At 60.5% G+C, this 14,618-nt stretch carries 25 protein-coding genes; 1 reads left to right on the forward strand and 24 read right to left on the reverse strand.

Going from position 1 to position 14,618, the window contains the following annotated elements:
* Positions 1 to 50 precede the first annotated feature (50 nt).
* Positions 51 to 1,046: a porphobilinogen synthase gene (gene hemB, locus N5B55_RS14170; RefSeq protein ID WP_304538488.1), complete on the forward strand. Its 996-nt coding sequence runs from the start codon at positions 51 to 53 to the stop codon at positions 1,044 to 1,046.
* Here hemB and dsbD read toward each other — a convergent pair whose 3' ends face one another.
* The 24 genes from dsbD to rpsC form a co-directional block, all read right to left on the reverse strand.
* On the reverse strand, positions 1,047 to 2,879 hold the full coding sequence (gene dsbD, locus N5B55_RS14175) for a protein-disulfide reductase DsbD (RefSeq protein WP_304538489.1): 1,833 nt from the start codon (positions 2,877 to 2,879) through the stop codon (positions 1,047 to 1,049).
* 18 nt (positions 2,880 to 2,897) lie between these two features.
* Positions 2,898 to 3,236: a divalent-cation tolerance protein CutA gene (gene cutA, locus N5B55_RS14180; protein ID WP_154208700.1), complete on the reverse strand. Its 339-nt coding sequence runs from the start codon at positions 3,234 to 3,236 to the stop codon at positions 2,898 to 2,900.
* A 156-nt stretch (positions 3,237 to 3,392) separates the two neighbouring features.
* Positions 3,393 to 3,791 (reverse strand): 50S ribosomal protein L17, encoded by a 399-nt coding sequence (gene rplQ, locus N5B55_RS14185; RefSeq protein ID WP_024977878.1) that lies wholly within the window; start codon positions 3,789 to 3,791, stop codon positions 3,393 to 3,395.
* Positions 3,792 to 3,932: 141 nt separating this feature from the next.
* A complete protein-coding gene (locus N5B55_RS14190) occupies positions 3,933 to 4,913 on the reverse strand; it encodes a DNA-directed RNA polymerase subunit alpha (RefSeq protein WP_004634508.1) in 981 nt (326 codons plus the stop codon).
* Between the two features lie 233 nt (positions 4,914 to 5,146).
* On the reverse strand, positions 5,147 to 5,770 hold the full coding sequence (gene rpsD, locus N5B55_RS14195; protein WP_012763151.1) for a 30S ribosomal protein S4: 624 nt from the start codon (positions 5,768 to 5,770) through the stop codon (positions 5,147 to 5,149).
* Between the two features lie 203 nt (positions 5,771 to 5,973).
* On the reverse strand, positions 5,974 to 6,375 hold the full coding sequence (gene rpsK / locus N5B55_RS14200; RefSeq protein ID WP_003264143.1) for a 30S ribosomal protein S11: 402 nt from the start codon (positions 6,373 to 6,375) through the stop codon (positions 5,974 to 5,976).
* A 24-nt stretch (positions 6,376 to 6,399) separates the two neighbouring features.
* The gene (gene rpsM / locus N5B55_RS14205; RefSeq protein ID WP_004634501.1) at positions 6,400 to 6,765 is read right to left on the reverse strand and encodes a 30S ribosomal protein S13; all 366 of its coding nucleotides are present in this window, start codon (positions 6,763 to 6,765) and stop codon (positions 6,400 to 6,402) included.
* A 21-nt stretch (positions 6,766 to 6,786) separates the two neighbouring features.
* The gene (rpmJ, locus tag N5B55_RS14210; RefSeq protein ID WP_003264141.1) at positions 6,787 to 6,903 is read right to left on the reverse strand and encodes a 50S ribosomal protein L36; all 117 of its coding nucleotides are present in this window, start codon (positions 6,901 to 6,903) and stop codon (positions 6,787 to 6,789) included.
* Positions 6,904 to 6,933: 30 nt separating this feature from the next.
* Entirely contained in the window at positions 6,934 to 7,152 is a 219-nt protein-coding gene (gene infA / locus N5B55_RS14215; RefSeq protein WP_003264140.1) for a translation initiation factor IF-1, read from the reverse strand.
* 26 nt (positions 7,153 to 7,178) lie between these two features.
* A complete protein-coding gene (gene secY / locus N5B55_RS14220; protein ID WP_037027069.1) occupies positions 7,179 to 8,501 on the reverse strand; it encodes a preprotein translocase subunit SecY in 1,323 nt (440 codons plus the stop codon).
* Between the two features lie 57 nt (positions 8,502 to 8,558).
* A complete protein-coding gene (rplO, locus tag N5B55_RS14225; protein ID WP_024977880.1) occupies positions 8,559 to 8,990 on the reverse strand; it encodes a 50S ribosomal protein L15 in 432 nt (143 codons plus the stop codon).
* 18 nt (positions 8,991 to 9,008) lie between these two features.
* Positions 9,009 to 9,191, reverse strand: a complete 183-nt coding sequence (gene rpmD / locus N5B55_RS14230; RefSeq protein ID WP_003264137.1) for a 50S ribosomal protein L30 — start codon at positions 9,189 to 9,191, stop codon at positions 9,009 to 9,011.
* A gap of 22 nt (positions 9,192 to 9,213) precedes the next feature.
* Entirely contained in the window at positions 9,214 to 9,732 is a 519-nt protein-coding gene (gene rpsE / locus N5B55_RS14235; protein WP_004634493.1) for a 30S ribosomal protein S5, read from the reverse strand.
* 21 nt (positions 9,733 to 9,753) lie between these two features.
* Positions 9,754 to 10,110 carry a 50S ribosomal protein L18 gene (gene rplR / locus N5B55_RS14240; protein WP_009241896.1) on the reverse strand — a complete coding sequence of 119 codons (357 nt, stop codon included), beginning with the start codon at positions 10,108 to 10,110 and terminating at the stop codon, positions 9,754 to 9,756.
* Positions 10,111 to 10,121: 11 nt separating this feature from the next.
* Positions 10,122 to 10,655 (reverse strand): 50S ribosomal protein L6, encoded by a 534-nt coding sequence (gene rplF, locus N5B55_RS14245; RefSeq protein ID WP_012763152.1) that lies wholly within the window; start codon positions 10,653 to 10,655, stop codon positions 10,122 to 10,124.
* Positions 10,656 to 10,667: 12 nt separating this feature from the next.
* Positions 10,668 to 11,063 (reverse strand): 30S ribosomal protein S8, encoded by a 396-nt coding sequence (gene rpsH / locus N5B55_RS14250; protein ID WP_004634489.1) that lies wholly within the window; start codon positions 11,061 to 11,063, stop codon positions 10,668 to 10,670.
* Positions 11,064 to 11,090: 27 nt separating this feature from the next.
* The gene (rpsN, locus tag N5B55_RS14255) at positions 11,091 to 11,396 is read right to left on the reverse strand and encodes a 30S ribosomal protein S14 (protein ID WP_004634486.1); all 306 of its coding nucleotides are present in this window, start codon (positions 11,394 to 11,396) and stop codon (positions 11,091 to 11,093) included.
* A gap of 9 nt (positions 11,397 to 11,405) precedes the next feature.
* Entirely contained in the window at positions 11,406 to 11,948 is a 543-nt protein-coding gene (gene rplE, locus N5B55_RS14260) for a 50S ribosomal protein L5 (RefSeq protein ID WP_009241894.1), read from the reverse strand.
* 26 nt (positions 11,949 to 11,974) lie between these two features.
* Positions 11,975 to 12,283: a 50S ribosomal protein L24 gene (gene rplX / locus N5B55_RS14265; protein ID WP_009241893.1), complete on the reverse strand. Its 309-nt coding sequence runs from the start codon at positions 12,281 to 12,283 to the stop codon at positions 11,975 to 11,977.
* A gap of 11 nt (positions 12,284 to 12,294) precedes the next feature.
* Positions 12,295 to 12,663, reverse strand: coding sequence for a 50S ribosomal protein L14 (gene rplN, locus N5B55_RS14270; RefSeq protein ID WP_003264129.1), 369 nt, complete (start codon positions 12,661 to 12,663; stop codon positions 12,295 to 12,297).
* A 267-nt stretch (positions 12,664 to 12,930) separates the two neighbouring features.
* Entirely contained in the window at positions 12,931 to 13,200 is a 270-nt protein-coding gene (gene rpsQ, locus N5B55_RS14275) for a 30S ribosomal protein S17 (protein ID WP_004634482.1), read from the reverse strand.
* The gene (gene rpmC / locus N5B55_RS14280; RefSeq protein WP_304538490.1) at positions 13,197 to 13,391 is read right to left on the reverse strand and encodes a 50S ribosomal protein L29; all 195 of its coding nucleotides are present in this window, start codon (positions 13,389 to 13,391) and stop codon (positions 13,197 to 13,199) included. The genes rpsQ and rpmC overlap by 4 nt, the downstream gene beginning before the upstream one ends.
* 12 nt (positions 13,392 to 13,403) lie before the next feature.
* Positions 13,404 to 13,820, reverse strand: coding sequence for a 50S ribosomal protein L16 (rplP, locus tag N5B55_RS14285; RefSeq protein ID WP_003264123.1), 417 nt, complete (start codon positions 13,818 to 13,820; stop codon positions 13,404 to 13,406).
* A 2-nt stretch (positions 13,821 to 13,822) separates the two neighbouring features.
* Positions 13,823 to 14,617: a 30S ribosomal protein S3 gene (gene rpsC / locus N5B55_RS14290; RefSeq protein WP_012763158.1), complete on the reverse strand. Its 795-nt coding sequence runs from the start codon at positions 14,615 to 14,617 to the stop codon at positions 13,823 to 13,825.
* Position 14,618 lies beyond the last annotated feature (1 nt).

Here is a 14,618-nt window from a genome sequence, read left to right on the forward strand (position 1 = left end):
TCGCGACAAAGGTTTCGAAACTTCACAGTGTGTTCTTAGGGTCTGCTGAAATGATCGCGAGCTTCCCCGACCATCGTCCGCGCCGCATGCGCCGCGACGATTTCTCCCGCCGCATGATGCGCGAATCGCGCCTCACTCCCGACGACCTCATCTACCCCGTCTTCATCCTCGAAGGCACCAATGTGCGCCAAGCCGTGCCGTCCATGCCGGGCGTGGAGCGCGTGTCGATCGATGTGCTGTTGGGCGTGGCAGAGCAGTGCGTGCAGCTTGGCATTCCCGTGCTGGCGCTGTTCCCTGTCATCGAGCCGTCGCTCAAGACGCCGGATGGTATCGAGGCCGCCAATGCGGACGGACTGATCCCGCGCGCGGTGAAAGCGCTCAAGGCGCGCTTCCCTGAACTGGGGATTCTGACCGACGTGGCGCTCGATCCGTACACGAGCCACGGCCAGGACGGCGTGCTCGATGCCAACGGCTATGTGCTCAACGAAGAGACTGTCGACATTCTGATACGCCAGGCGCTGGTGCAAGCCGAGGCGGGCGTGGACATCGTCGCACCGTCGGACATGATGGACGGCCGCATCGGTGCGATCCGCCTGGCGCTGGAGAACGACGATCACATCTACACGCGCATCATGGCCTACGCGGCAAAGTACGCTTCAGCGTTCTACGGCCCGTTCCGTGATGCGGTGGGCTCGGCCGCCAATCTGGGCAAGAGCAACAAGATGACTTACCAGATGGACCCGGCCAACTCGGACGAGGCGTTGCGCGAAGTGGCGCTCGACATCGCCGAAGGCGCCGACATGGTGATGGTCAAGCCCGGCATGCCGTACCTCGATATCGTGCGACGCGTGAAGGATGAGTTCCGCTTTCCCACATACGTCTATCAAGTCAGCGGTGAATACGCGATGCTGAAAGCCGCCGCGCAGAACGGCTGGCTCGATCACGACAAGGTCGTGCTTGAGTCGCTGCTGGCGTTCAAGCGCGCGGGCGCGAACGGCATCCTGACCTATTTCGCGCTGGACGCCGCGCGCTTGCTGCGCGCGTAATCAAGCCGTCGGCTTGGCTGCCTGCGCCGTGCCGATGGCTCGGCGCAGGCTTTCCAGGAACGTGTCGGCGCGCTCGAAGCCAACCACACGCGCCTTCAGTTCGCGACCCTGCGCATCGAAAAAGATCGTCCCAGGCGGGCCGAACAAGCCAAAGCGCTTGAGCAATGCCTGGTCATCGGCATTGTTGGCCGTCACGTCGGCCTGCAGGAGCACCACGTCGGCAAGCGCCTTGCGCACCCGAGCATCGGTAAAGGTGAGGCGCTCCATCTCTTTGCAGCTTACGCACCAGTCGGCGTAGAAATCGAGCATCACCGCGCGGCCCGACGCACTGGCGTTGCGTACCTCGGCGTCGAGTTCGTCCGTGCTCTTCACGCGCTTGAAGGTCAGGCCATGCGCCTCGGCTTGCGTGGAAGCACCGGTCGATGCACGCAGCACCCCGGCCAGCGGTTGCAGCGGATCGCGCCCACCTGCAGCCACGCCCACCAGTTGCGCCGCACCCGCCAGCGCCAATACGACACCCACCACCTTGCCCAGGCGCTGCACGTTGCCTGCGCCGTCCGGCAGCGAGTCGAACGTCCGCAGAAACACGGCCGCACCGATCAGCAGCGCGCCCCAAGCCACCATCGCGGCCCACGCAGGCAACACCGGCTGCACGATGTAGAGGGCCACGGCCAACAAGATGAAGCCGAAGATCGCCTTGGTGACGGTCAGCCAATGCCCCGAGCGCGGCAGCAGATTGCCGGCACCCACGCCCACGAGAATCAGCGGCACCCCCATCCCCATGGACAGGGCAAACAGTGCTGTACCCCCCGTGGCCGCATCGCCGGTTTGTGCAATGTAGGCCAGCGCCCCCGCCAACGGTGCCGTCACGCACGGTGAAACGATCAACGCCGACAGCGCCCCCATAACCGCGGCGCCCGCAATCTGGCCGCCGCTTAGCTTGTTGGATGCCTGCGTCAACCGGTGATGCCACGACGCTGGCAACTGCAACTCGTACACGCCAAACATTGACAGCGACAGCAACGCAATCAGCAACGCAAACGTGCCCAACACCCAAGGGTTCTGCAGCGCAGCCTGAAGACCCTGCCCCGCCAAGCCCGCCGCCACGCCAAGCGCCGTATAGACCGTCGCCATCCCCAGCACATACGCCGCCGACACCAACGCAGCACGCATGCGCGTGGCATGCTCGCCCACCACGATGGCCGAGATGATCGGCAGCATGGGCAGCACGCACGGCGTGAATGTCAGCAACAAACCAAAGCCGAAGAACAGCAAGGCAATTGCCCCGAGGTTGCCACTGCCCAGCGTGCTGGCGATATGACTCTGTTGGTCCTCAGGCTCGGCCCCGCTGACTACTGCGGCGCTTGGTGCCGTCGGCACAGCGGCCGGCTCCACCTGGAATCGACTCTTCATCGGCGGATAACACAATCCCTGATCCGCGCATCCCTGTGACGTGACGATCAATGTGAACGGAGCCGTTGCGTTCTGTGCCTTCACGTGGAATGCGACTTCATGGCGATAGGTTTCGACGTCCTTGTTGAACGTCTCATCGAATTTGACCTTGCCTGCCGGCATGTCGGGCGGCGCAAGCGTGACCGTGGCCGGATCTGCTGCCACCGCGAAACGTTCGCGGTACATGTAGTAGCCATCGGCGATGGCAAACTTGATTTCGACAGTTTGGCCATCGACCTGTGTGGCGGAAAAGCGAAACGCCTGCTCGGGCGGGAGGAAATCGTCGGCAGCATGTGCGGGCAGTCGCGCCATCGCCAACGCGATAAGCAGCATTAGCAACTGCATCATGCGTCGCGCGGACAGAAACGAGGAGAAAGTCATATCAACGGCAAACGAACATCAATCGGGATGCTGGCGCGTTTCGTTGGCGACCCACCCAAGATACGCCGGCAAGCCGGCAGCGAGCGGCACAGCGATGATCTCAGGGACCTCATACGGATGGACCTCGCGCAGCGCGGTTTCCAACGCAGGGTAGGCGGTCCGCGTGGTCTTGATCAGCAGCGGAATCTCGACGGCCTGCTCGATCGCACCATTCCACCAATAGGCCGACGCGCAAGCCGGCAAGCGGTTGACGCAAGCTGCCGCACGAGATTCCAGCACAACCTTGGTAACGCGATCCGCGCTCGCGGCATCGGGTAGGTTGGTCAGCACCAGCAGCACTTCGGTTCCGGCAGACATAGACACTCCACGGATGTTTCCGATAGGTGGACGCCGAAATTAGGCAACAAAAAAGCCAGGATCAGAATCCTGGCTTCATTGTAATGCGCGCAGAAGCACGCATCCTGCAGCTTGCCCAGCGCGACGCCTTGTCGCACTGGCAAACATTCGCGATGCTTACTCAGCAGCGCCGTCGACTTCCACAGCTTCGGCAACTTCCGGACGGTCGAGCAGCTCGACCAGTGCCATCGGCGCATTGTCGCCCTGGCGGAAACCGAACTTCAGGATACGGGTATAGCCGCCCGGACGAGTCGCGAAACGCGGGCCCAGTTCGTTGAACAGCTTGGTAACCATGTCGCGGTCGCGCAGACGGGCGAATGCCAGACGGCGGTTGGCGACGGTGTCCTTCTTGGCCAGCGTGATCAGCGGCTCGACAACCTTGCGCAGCTCCTTGGCCTTCGGCAGGGTGGTCTTGATCAGCTCGTGCTGCAGCAGCGAGTTGGACATGTTGCGCAGCATCGCGAGACGGTGCGACGAGGTGCGGTTCAGTTTCCGCAAACCATGACGGTGACGCATGATGATTCCTTCTTAAGAGTGTTTGACCAGCTCTTCTATCACCTCTCGCGAGGCGCGGGCCGGTAGCCTTAACAATAGGCCGTTCAGACAGCAACGGCGGGAAAACCGGCCGATGCGAACGCACCGGCCGAGCACTGCAACTTACTTCTCCAGACCTGCGGGCGGCCAGTTCTCGAGCTTCATGCCGAGCGTCAGGCCGCGCGAAGCGAGGACTTCCTTGATCTCGTTGAGCGACTTGCGACCCAGGTTCGGGGTCTTGAGCAGTTCGTTCTCGGTACGCTGGATCAGATCGCCGATGTAGTAGATGTTTTCCGCCTTCAGGCAGTTGGCCGAACGCACCGTCAGCTCCAGGTCGTCGACCGGGCGCAGCAGGATCGGATCGATCTGCGGTGCTCGGGCGGCGGCGGCCTCGGCGGCGCTTTCAGTGCCTTCCAACGCGGCAAACACCGACAACTGATCCACCAGAATGCGAGCCGACTGGCGGATCGCCTCTTCCGGCGAAATCACGCCATTGGTTTCGATGTTCATCACCAGCTTGTCGAGGTCGGTACGCTGCTCAACGCGAGCGGACTCAACGGCATAAGACACACGGCGCACCGGCGCGAACGATGCGTCCAGCACAATGCGGCCGATGACCTTGCTCGACTCATCGCCGAACTTGCGCACGTTGCCCGGCACATAGCCGCGGCCTTGCTCGACCTTCAGCTGCAGATCGAGCTTGCCGCCAGCCGACAGGTTCGCAATGACGTGACCCGGGTTGATGATTTCGACATCGTGCGGCAGCTCGATATCGGCCGCAGTCACCACGCCTTCGCCTTCCTTGCGCAGCGACACCGTGACTTCATCACGGTTGTGCAGCTTGAACACCACGCCCTTCAGGTTCAGCAACAGGTTGACGACGTCTTCCTGAACGCCATCGATGGTGGAGTACTCGTGGACGACCCCAGCGATCGTCACTTCGGTCGGTGCATAGCCGACCATTGACGACAGCAGCACGCGGCGCAGCGCGTTACCGAGCGTGTGGCCGTAGCCGCGCTCGAACGGTTCCATGACGACCTTCGCGTGATGATCGCCAAGCGGCTCAACCGCAATAATTTTGGGCTTCAGGAGTGCTGTTTGCATTAGGTTGTCCTATTTCAATACCCTCGGCTCGTTACACCGATAAGGCTGACGGGGACTAAAAGAATCCGCCACGGAATACGTGACGGAAGACGCGCGTACCGCAATCGCGTTGCGGCACGTAACGATTCGGATTGGATCTGCGCACCAGTGATACCCAGCGCTCGAACACAATGTAGACGATGAGCGTCCCCAAAAGGCGCACGAGCCCGCACCTTGCGGCACGGGCCTCGTCATTAACGCGAATACAATTCGACGATCAGGCTTTCGTTGATGTCGCCGGCGATATCTGCGCGATCCGGAACTTGCTTGAAGGTGCCTTCCATCTTCTTGGCATCCACGGCAACCCACGTCGGGAAGCCGGTTTGCTCTGCCAGCGTCAGCGATTCGGCAATACGCACTTGCTTCTTCGACTTTTCACGGATGGCAATCACGTCGCCCGTCTTGATCTGGGCCGACGGCACGTTCAGTGCTTGACCGTTCACCAGAATCGCCTTGTGCGACACCAGCTGCCGCGCCTCTGCGCGGGTCGAGCCGAAGCCCATGCGGTACACGACGTTGTCCAAGCGCGATTCCAGCAGTTGCAACAGGGTCTCACCCGTGTTGCCCTTGCGACGATCGGCTTCAGCGAAGTAGCGGCGGAACTGACGCTCAAGCACGCCGTAGATGCGCTTGACCTTCTGCTTTTCACGCAGTTGGTTGCCGTAGTCTGAGGTGCGGGCACCGGAGGTGCGGCCGTGCTGACCAGGCTTGCTGTCCAGCTTGCACTTGTCGGCGAGGGAGCGACGTGCGCTCTTCAGGAAAAGGTCAGTACCTTCGCGGCGAGACAGTTTCGCCTTGGGACCGGTATAGCGTGCCACGTTATGTTCCTTCGTTATCAGTCATCCGAGGCGCACGGCTTCGGATGGTCCGCCTGCTCAGCCCTAAACAACGGGACGGCAGCGAACAGTGGGCTTATGAAAAGACGAAACCCGCCTTCCGGGAACCCGGAAGACAGGCAAGCGGGCAAGTATAGCACCCGCAGACCGACCTCGCCAGCAGCGGGCGCGGTCGGTCGAATCGCTTAGATACGACGGCGCTTCGGCGGACGGCAGCCGTTATGCGGCACCGGCGTCACGTCTTCGATCAACTGGATCTTGATACCCAGGTTGTTCAGTGCACGCACTGCCGATTCACGACCGGGGCCCGGGCCCTTGATGCGCACTTCCAGGTTCTTGATGCCTTGGTCCTGCGCCACGCGGCCAGCACTTTCAGCTGCGACCTGGGCGGCGAACGGCGTCGACTTACGCGAGCCCTTGAAGCCTTGGCCACCCGAAGTCGCCCACGACAGAGCGTTGCCCTGGCGGTCGGTGATCGTGATGATCGTGTTGTTGAACGACGCGTGAACGTGCGCGATGCCGTCGGCGACGTTCTTGCGAACCTTCTTGCGCGCGCGCTGGGCGGCGGTATTCGCTGCTTTTGCCATAGTTCCTATCCTTTACCCGACGGATTACTTCTTGAGCGCGACGCCGGCCTTGCGCGGACCCTTACGGGTACGGGCATTGGTGCGAGTACGCTGACCACGCATCGGCAGGCCCTTGCGATGGCGCACGCCACGGTAGCAGCCCAGATCCATCAGGCGCTTGATGTTCATCGTCGTTTCACGGCGCAGATCGCCTTCAACGAGGAACTTCTCGATTTCCTTGCGCAGCGCGTCCTGGTCCGGATCCGTTAGGTCCTTCACCTTCTTGTCGGTCGGGATGCCAGTAGCCTCGCAAATCTTCTGAGCGCGCGAGCGGCCGATACCGTAGATCGCCGTCAGGCCAATCACGGTATGTTTGTGGTTGGGGATGTTGACCCCTGCGATACGTGCCATTCGTCAATCCTCTTTGCGAAATTAGCCTTGGCGCTGCTTATGACGCGGGTCCGACGAGCAGATCACACGCACCACGCCCTTGCGCTTGATGATTTTGCAGTTGCGGCAAATGCGCTTAACAGAAGCCAGCACTTTCATGATTTTCCTCTTCCTTCAATTCCAGTCCGCTCACTTCGCCCGGAATACGATGCGCGCGCGGGACAGATCATACGGGGTCAATTCGACCGTCACCTTGTCCCCGGGCAAGATGCGGATGTAATGCATGCGCATCTTGCCGGAAATATGGCCTAACACTACGTGGCCGTTCTCTAGCTTGACGCGAAACGTTGCGTTGGGGAGGTTTTCCAGCACCTCGCCCTGCATCTGGATCACGTCATCTTTAGCCATGTCCCTTCAGGTTCGTGCGATCGCTCTTAGCGGAGCGTCAGGTTTCCCTTGAAATTCGCCTTCTTCATCAAAGACTCGTACTGCTGAGACATCACGTAGGACTGCACTTGTGCCATGAAGTCCATCGTGACAACCACGATGATCAACAGGGATGTCCCACCGAAGTAGAACGGCACATTCCAGCGCAGCACCAAGAACTCCGGCAACAGACACACCAGCGTGATGTAGATCGCACCCGCCAGGGTCAACCGCACCAGAATCTTGTCGATATACCGCGTGGTTTGCTCGCCGGGACGGATGCCCGGAATGAACGCCCCACTTTTCTTCAGGTTATCCGCCACTTCCCGGCTGTTATAGACCAGCGCGGTGTAGAAGAAACAGAAGAAGATGATCGCCGCTGCATACAGCAGGATGTACACCGGCTGACCCGGCGACAGCGTCGCTGCCAGGTCCTTGACGACCCGTGCGACCGGATTCGTCGAGTTACCGGCTGTAAACCAGCCCGCGATCGTGGCCGGGAACAGAATGATCGACGATGCAAAGATCGGCGGAATCACCCCAGCCATGTTCAACTTCAGCGGCAAATGCGACGACTGCCCGCCATAAATCTTGTTACCAACCTGCCGCTTTGCGTAATTGACGAGGATCTTGCGCTGACCGCGTTCAATGAACACAACCAAGAACGTCACCGCACCGATAATCGCCACCACCAGGATCGCCGAGAAAATCCCCATCGATCCGGTACGCACCAGCTCGAACAACCCGCCGATCGCGTTGGGCAGTCCCGCAGCAATCCCGCCGAAAATGATGATCGAGATCCCGTTGCCCAGACCGCGCTCGGTGATCTGCTCACCCAGCCACATCAGGAACATGGTGCCCGTCACCAGCGTAATCACGGCGGTGGCCCGGAACATCAGACCCGGATCCAAAACCAGACCCGGCTGTGCTTCGAGTGCCACTGCAATCCCCAGCGCCTGGAACGTTGCCAGGACGACCGTACCGTAGCGCGTGTACTGCGTAATCTTGCGCTGGCCGGCTTGGCCTTCCTTCTTCAACGATTCCAGCTGCGGCAACACGATCGTCAGCAGTTGCATGATGATCGACGCCGAGATGTACGGCATGATCCCCAGCGCAAACACCGTGAAACGCGACAGCGCGCCGCCGGAGAACAGGTTGAACATCCCGAGGATGCCACCCGACTGCCGTTGGAAAAGCTGCGCCAGTTGATCCGGATCGATACCCGGCACAGGAATGTGCGCACCGATCCGGTACACCAGCAGTGCCAGAACCAGGAACACTAGCCGACGGCGAAGATCGCCGTACTTGGCCGTGTTCTTGGCCTGGGCCATCACATTAGGTTTCGCCGTGGCCAAACGGATGCTCCGTCAGTGTAAAACAGCAGGCTATTAGGCCAGCGAGCCACCAGCCGCTTCGATTGCAGCTTTCGCCCCAGCCGTCGCGCCGATACCCTTCAGAGTGACCTTCTTGTCGATTTCGCCAGACAGGATCACCTTGGCGCTCTTGACCATCTCGCCAACGAGGCCGGCTTGCTTGAGGGACAGCAGATCAATTTCTTCGATCGGCAGGCCCGCCAGGTCGCCCAGACGCACTTCAGCGGTGAATTCCTTGGTCAGCGAGGTGAAACCACGCTTGGGCAGACGACGATGCAGGGGCATCTGGCCGCCTTCGAAGCCGACCTTATGGAAACCACCTGAACGCGACTTCTGACCCTTGTGACCACGACCAGCCGTCTTGCCCAGGCCCGAACCAATACCGCGACCAACGCGGCGCTTGGCGTGCTTGGAGCCGGCTGCCGGCTTCAGGTTATTCAGTTGCATGTTCTTCTCCGTCTTGCCTTAGCCGATGACCTTGACCAGGTAGGACACCTTGTTGATCATGCCGCGCACTGCGGGCGTGTCCTGCAATTCGGACACCGAGTTCATGCGGCGCAGGCCCAGGCCGCGCACCGTGGCGCGGTGGTCTTCGCGCGTACCGATCAGGCTGCGCACGAGTTGGACTTTCACGGTTTTCTGCGACATATCGTTCACCTATCCCTTCGGCTTAGCCGAGGATCTCTTCGACCGACTTGCCACGCTTGGCGGCAACTTCGGCCGGGGTGCTCATCTTGCGCAGGCCATCCAGCGTTGCGCGCACCATGTTGTAAGGATTGGTCGAACCGTGCGACTTGGTCACGATGTTCGTCACGCCCATCACTTCGAAGATAGCGCGCATCGGGCCGCCGGCGATCACGCCGGTACCGTCCTTCGCGGGCATCATCTGCACCTTCGCGGCGCCATGCTTGCCAACCACTTCGTGCTGCAGCGTACCGTTCTTCAGCGGGACCTTGACCATCTTGCGACGGGCTTCGTCCATTGCCTTCTGCACGGCCACCGGGACTTCCTTAGCCTTACCCTTGCCCATGCCGATACGGCCGTCGCCGTCGCCGACCACAGTCAGAGCAGCGAAACCGAGAATCCGGCCGCCCTTGACCACCTTGGTCACACGGTTGACCGCGATCATCTTCTCGCGAAGACCGTCGTCGCGTTCGTCCCCTTGGACCTTAGGTTGAATTTTTGCCATGACGATATCCTCTATGCCGGCTTAGAACTTCAGGCCAGCTTCGCGTGCCGCGTCGGCCAGAGCCTTTACGCGACCGTGATAACGGAAACCCGAGCGATCGAACGCCACGGCTTCGATGCCGGCAGCCTTCGCCTTCTCAGCGATACGCTTACCCACCAGGGTGGCAGCAGCGGTGTTGCCACCGTTGCCGTTCAGTTCCTTGCGGACTTCGGCTTCCGCCGTCGAGGCCGAAGCCAGGACTTTGGTGCCATCTTCCGAGAAGACCTGCGCATAAATGTGCAGGTTCGTACGGTGCACAGCCAGACGGGCGACGTTCAGTTCCGCAATTTTCAGGCGGGTCTGACGTGCACGGCGCAGACGCGAGTCATTTTTGTTCATGATGTGCACCCTTACTTCTTCTTGGTTTCCTTCAGGATCACACGCTCATCGGCGTAGCGCACACCCTTGCCCTTGTAAGGCTCCGGCGGACGATAACCACGCACTTCAGCGGCGACCTGACCAACTTTTTGCTTGTCCGAACCCTTGATGATGATTTCGGTTTGCGTCGGCGTTTCCGCCTTCACGCCTTCCGGCATCTCATGGATCACGTCGTGCGAGAAACCGAGTTGCAGCTTCAGAGCGGTGCCCTGAACCGATGCACGGTAACCCACGCCGACCAGGTTCAGCTTGCGCTCGAAGCCCGTCGTCACACCCTTGACCATGTTGGCCGTCAGGGCGCGCATCGTACCTTGCAACGCATTGGCTTCACGCGACTCATCTGCCGGCGCGAACGTGATCGTGCCGTTGTCGGTGGTGACCTTGACCAACGAGTGAATCGGCTGCGTCAGGGTACCCAGCGGGCCCTTAACGGTCAGCAGACCACCTGCGAAATTGACCTCAGCGCCCTTGGGCAGCGCGATGGGAGCCTTACCTACGCGAGACATGGTTCCCCTCCCTTAGGCGACGTAGCAAATGACTTCGCCACCGACACCGGTTGCGCGGGCGCGGCGGTCCGTCATCAGACCCTGCGGGGTCGAGATGATGGCGACACCCAGGCCGTTCATCACTTGCGGAATTTCATTACGGCCCTTGTACACACGCAGACCAGGCTTCGAGACGCGCTCCAGGCGCTCGATGACCGGGCGGCCAGCGTAGTACTTCAGACCAATCGTCAGCGTGGACTTACCACCCTGCTCGGTCACGGCGAATTCGTCGATGTAGCCTTCGTCCTTCAGGACTTTGGCGATTGCCACCTTCAGCTTCGACGACGGCATGACCACCGACGCTTTTTCCACCGCTTGCGCGTTGCGGATACGCGTCAGCATATCGGCGATCGGATCGCTCATGCTCATACTGTTTCTCCTGTAGCCTGTGCGTGATTACCAGCTGGCTTTCGTCAGACCCGGGATCTCGCCCTTGAAGGCGATCTCGCGGAGCTTGTTACGCGCCAGGCCGAACTTACGGAACGTACCGCGGGGACGACCGGTGATCGAGCAGCGGTTGCGCTGACGCGTCGGATTTGCGTTGCGCGGCAGCGCTTGCAACTTCAGACGCGCTTCGTAGCGCTCTTCTTCCGACTTGCTTTGGTCGGCCACGATGGCTTCGAGAGCGGCGCGCTTCTCAGCGTACTTGGCCACGAGCTTGGCACGCTTCTTCTCGCGTTCGATCAGAGACAATTTAGCCACGGTAACCCCTTAATTACGGAACGGGAACTTGAACGCATTGAGGAGCGCCTTCGCTTCCTCGTCGTTCTTCGCAGTCGTCGTGATGCTGATGTTCAGACCACGGAGTGCGTCGATCTTGTCGTACTCGATCTCGGGGAAAATGATCTGCTCTTTCACACCGATGTTGTAGTTGCCGCGACCATCGAACGCCTTACCCGACACACCACGGAAGTCGCGCACGCGGGGCAGCGACACGGTGATGAAGCGATCCAGGAATTCGTACATACGTTGGCCACGCAGCGTGACCATCGTACCGATCGGGTAACCCTGGCGAATCTTGAAGCCGGCGATAGCCTTGCGGGCTTTCGTCACGATGGGCTTCTGGCCAGCGATCTTGATCAGGTCGCCCGTGGCGTGCTCGATGACCTTCTTGTCATTGATGGCTTCACCAAGACCCATGTTCAGGGTGATCTTGGTGATACGCGGCACTTCCATCACGGACTTGTAGCCGAACTGCTTGATCAGTTCGGGCACAACCTTCTCTTTGTAAAACTCTTGCAGACGTGCAGTCATGCTCAACTCCTCTCTATTGCCCAGAATCAAGCGCCGACGGCAGCACCGGTGGTCTTCAGCACGCGCGTCTTCACGCCGCCTTCAACCTTGATGCCGACGCGCGACGGCTTGCCATTGGCATCCACGAGCGCAACGTTCGAAATATGGATGGGCATGACCTTGTCGACCACACCACCCGTGGTACCCAGCATCGGGTTCGGACGCACGTGCTTCTTTGCAACGTTCACGCCTTCAACCGTCACATGCTCGGCGAGCACGGCCAGCACAGTACCTTGCTTGCCCTTGTCTTTACCGGTACGGACGATGACGCGATCGCCCTTGCGAATCTTGTTCATGCGGCCTCCGTTTACAGCACTTCCGGCGCGAGCGACACGATCTTCATGAAGCGCTCGGTACGGAGTTCGCGAGTGACCGGCCCGAAGATACGGGTGCCGATCGGCTCAAGCTTGGTGTTCAGCAGCACGGCGGCATTGCCGTCGAACTTGATGAGCGAGCCGTCAGGACGGCGCACGCCCTTGGCGGTACGTACCACCACGGCATTGTAGATATCGCCCTTCTTCACGCGACCACGCGGGGCAGCATCCTTGACGCTGACCTTGATGATGTCGCCGACGCTGGCGTAGCGGCGCTTCGAACCGCCCAGCACCTTGATGCACATGACTTCACGCGCACCCGTGTTATCGGCCACTTCGAGCCGGCTTTCTGTCTGAATCATGGTGTTCTCGTCCCAACTTAATTCGCCAAACGCACAATGCGCAGAGGCGATCAGTCTTGGTCCCGCCGGCTGCTGGCATTGCGCCAACTGCGATTGGGTTGATCAACTTGAAGTCGGTAGCTGCCCGACGGCGATTGCCGCCTGGCCCATTCGCTTTTTCCCTCACCCGAGCTACCAGCAGATTTGCCAGCCACCCTCTGAAAGGGAAAGACCGAGACTATATCACATAATCTCGGCCTTGCAACAGCAAACTACTCCGCTGTTGTTTTAGATCACGCGTGCAGCCTCAAGCAGACGCGACACTACCCACGACTTGGTGCGGGAGAGCGGACGCGATTCCGTGATTTCAACCTTGTCGCCTTCGTTGTACTGATTGGCTTCGTCGTGCGCGTGATACTTCTTCGAGCGCACCACGTACTTGCCGTACAGCGGATGCTTGACGCGGTTTTCGATCAGGACCGTGACGGTCTTGTCCATCTTGTTGCTGACAACGCGACCGACGAGCGTGCGCTTCAGGGACGTTGCGGCTTCAGTCATTTCTGGTTCCCCTTCTGGCCCAGCACGGTGCGGACACGCGCGATGTCACGACGCACCTTCTTCAGCTGGCTGGTGTTCTGCAGCTGTTGCGTCGCTTTTTGCATGCGCAGGCCAAATTGGGCCTTCAGCAGCTCGGAGAGCTCCTGGTTCAGCCCGGCGACATCTTTGTCGCGCAGATCGGATGCTTTCATGGTGTGTGCTCCTTACGTTCCGACCTGACGCACCACGAAGCTGGTCGCGATCGGCAGCTTGGCAGCGGCCAGGCGGAATGCCTCGCGTGCCAGTTCTTCGCCAACGCCGTCCATTTCGTACAGCATCTTGCCCGGCTGAATTTCAGCCACGTAGTATTCCGGGTTGCCCTTACCGTTACCCATACGGACTTCGGCAGGCTTCTTCGAGATCGGCTTGTCCGGGAAAATCCGGATCCAAATGCGGCCGCCACGCTTGATGTGACGGGTCATCGCACGACGGGCCGACTCAATCTGACGCGCGGTCAGACGGCCGCGGCCCATCGCCTTCAGACCGAACTCGCCGAACGAGACTGCGTTGCCGCGCGTCGCGATACCGGTGTTACGGCCCTTCTGCTCCTTGCGGTACTTCCTGCGCTTAGGTTGCAGCATGTTTATTCTCCAGTCTTGGCGTCGGCGCCACGACGGGCACCTGCACCAGCACCAGCACCGCGGCGCTGACCGGCCGGGCGACCTTCGCCCTCACGGCGACGACCTTCCGGGCGACCCGGACGCTTGCGGCGCTCTTCTTGCGGCTCTTCCACGACGGGTGCGTCGTTGCGACCGAGGTGGTCACCCTTGTACACCCACACCTTGACACCGATGATGCCGTAGGTGGTTTCCGCTTCGGAGAAGCCGTAGTCGATATCTGCGCGCAGCGTGTGCAGGGGCACACGGCCTTCGCGGTACCACTCGGTACGGGCAATTTCGATGCCGTTCAGACGGCCCGAGCTCATGATCTTGATGCCTTGGGCACCCAGACGCATCGCGTTCTGCATCGCGCGCTTCATTGCGCGACGGAACATGATGCGGCGCTCGAGCTGCTGCGTGATCGAATCGGCGATCAGCTGTGCATCGACTTCCGGCTTGCGGATTTCTTCGATGTTCACGTGCACGGGCACGCCCATGCGGCGCTGCAGTTCAGCCTTCAGCAGTTCGATGTCCTCGCCCTTCTTGCCGATCACCACGCCCGGACGCGAGCTGTAAATGGTGATACGAGCATTCTTGGCCGGACGCTCGATGACCACGCGGCCCACCGACGCGTTCTTCAGCTTCTTCTTCAGAAACTCACGAACCTCGATGTCTTCCTTGAGCATGCCGGCAAACTGGGTGTTGCTCGCGTACCAACGCGATGCCCAGTTACGGCTGACAGCCAGACGGAAGCCAGTCGGATGAATCTTCTGTCCCATC

The sequence above is a fragment of the Ralstonia pickettii genome, from assembly GCF_030582395.1.
GTDB lineage: Bacteria > Pseudomonadota > Gammaproteobacteria > Burkholderiales > Burkholderiaceae > Ralstonia > Ralstonia pickettii_D.